Raw genomic sequence first — 525 nt, 5'->3', positions numbered from 1 at the left:
GCTCAATGTGTTCGGCTGAGATCGGAAATCAACCATCAATTAAGAAAAACTTAGTTGATTGCCTTTTTTGTTGTGATTCAACTTTGATCGTAGCTTCTAACTAATTAATTTTCGTAAGAAAGGAGAACAGCTGAATGAATATCCCTTTTGTTGTAGAAACTGTGCTTCATGACGGCTTGTTAAAGTACAAATTTAAAAATAGTAAAATTCGCTCAATCACTACCAAGCCAGGTAAAAGTAAAGGGGCTATTTTTGCGTATCGCTCAAAAAAAAGCATGATTGGCGGACGTGGCGTTGTTCTGACTTCCGAAGAAGCGATTCGCGAAAATCAAGATACATTTACGCATTGGACACCAAACGTTTATCGTTATGGTACGTATGCAGACGAAAACCGTTCATACACTAAAGGACATTCTGAAAACAATTTAAGACAAATCAATACCTTCTTTATTGATTTTGATATTCACACGGAAAAAGAAACTATTTCAGCGGTTGATTTCCGATCTCAGCCGAACACATTGAGCA

General features: G+C 37.0%; 1 pseudogene. It reads left to right on the top strand.

What is annotated here, in order from left to right:
* Positions 1-134: 134 nt before the first annotated feature.
* Positions 135-525: pseudogene (locus DW913_RS09965) on the top strand (replication protein RepR); the annotation flags it as partial.

Source organism: Collinsella sp. AM42-18AC, assembly GCF_003467965.1.
In the GTDB taxonomy this organism is placed as follows: Bacteria; Actinomycetota; Coriobacteriia; order Coriobacteriales; family Coriobacteriaceae; genus Collinsella.
Note: the sequence above shows the minus strand (reverse complement) of the source record. Positions and strands in the feature narration are given on the sequence as shown.